We start from the raw sequence: 1454 nt of genomic DNA, 5'->3' as shown, positions 1-1454 counted from the left end.
CCATCGCCTTCATCTCTCCCGTGGCGGCGGTGGTGCTGGCCGCCGCGCTGGCCGTCTCCGGTGTGCTCGGCCCGTGGCTGTCGGCGCGCGCCGCCCGCGCGGCCGAACTCGCCGTGCGCGCCGATCGTGCCGAGTTCACCGCCCGCGCCCTCACCGTCCTCGACCACGCCCCCGAACTGCGGGTGGCGGGCCGGCTGGACGAGACCGTGGCCGCCGCCCGCGACCACGCCGTGCGCGCCGTGGCGGCCGAGGACTCCGCCGCCGCCCGCACCGCCTGGTCGGCCGCCGCCACTCCGCTGGCCATGGGCGTGAGCGTGCTGGGCGCGCTGCTGGTCGGCGTCGCCGTCTACGGTCCCGGCGGTGGTCTGCCCGGCGCGATGACGCCCATGGCGCTGACCGTTTTGGTGCTGCTGCCGCTGTCCTCCTTCGAGGCCATGACAGCGCTGCCCGCCGCGGCACGCGCGATCACCACGGCCCGCGCCGCTCTCGCCCGCATCGAACAGGCCGAAGGCGTCTGCGCCGCGGACGGGCCGGTCGATCTCCCGGCGGACCTGCCGCCGCTCCCGCAGGGCCGCCGCATCGCCGTGGTCGGCCCCTCCGGCGCGGGCAAGTCCACCCTGCTGATGTCCTGGGCCGGGCTGCTGGGCGACGCCACCGCCGCCCGCGCGGCCGGGATCATGTTCTTCGCCGAGGACGCGCACCTGTTCGGCACCAGCGTGCTGGAGAACCTGCGCGTGGCCCGCGGCGACCTGACCGGGGAGCAGGCCGAGCGGGCCCTGCGCCGGGTCGGCCTCGGCGACTGGCTCGACGCCCTGCCCGATGGCGTGCACACCGACCTGGTCGGCGGCGCGGCGGCGGTTTCGGGCGGTCAGCGCAGGCGGCTGTTGCTCGCCCGGGCCCTGGTCTCCCCGGCCCGGGTGCTGCTGCTCGACGAGCCGACCGAGCACATGGAGGCCGACGCGGGCGCCGACCTGCTGCGCGCCCTGCTCGACGTGGACTCGGGCCTGGTCGCGCCGGAGCGCACGGTCGTCGTGGTCACCCACCAGCTCCCGGCGGGCCACCGCGCCGACACCCTCGTTCGCGTCGAACCGCCCTGCCGGGTCACCGTCACCGCCGCGGTCTGAGCGCCCATGCCTGCTCGACCAGCGGAAACGCCCCCCGGACGCGGTCGAGGAAAATACGTTGCCGCCCCGCGCCTCCAGGACTAGTTTCGTCGGTACACAGGGAAGGAGGTGGTTCGAGGAATGAATTCCAGGACATGTGAGGTGGCTGCCCGCTAGGCGCCCACCGACGGTGGTATCCGCCTCCGCACGCGTGTGCGCCGAGCGAATACCAGGCAGTCACCCGGCCCCCGAGTCCCCGGTCGCGGGCGCCCGGGGTAGGGGCGGGCCCCCGCCGCCCCGCGACGACGCGGGGGGCGCGCCATGGGGGGGGGGCGGGGGGCGGGCGCGCCC

The 1454-nt window shown here is 76.6% G+C and carries 1 protein-coding gene; it reads left to right on the top strand.

All coding sequences use genetic code 11. From position 1 onward, the window contains the following. The coding region (locus tag QH283_RS28630) for an ATP-binding cassette domain-containing protein (RefSeq protein ID WP_280506047.1) at positions 1 to 1124 on the top strand (1124 nt) is incomplete at its 5' end. Positions 1125 to 1454: the final 330 nt, after the last annotated feature.

The organism is Nocardia farcinica (assembly GCF_029867845.1).
GTDB lineage: Bacteria > Actinomycetota > Actinomycetes > Mycobacteriales > Mycobacteriaceae > Nocardia > Nocardia farcinica_A.
This window is presented reverse-complemented; position numbering and strand designations above follow the sequence as displayed.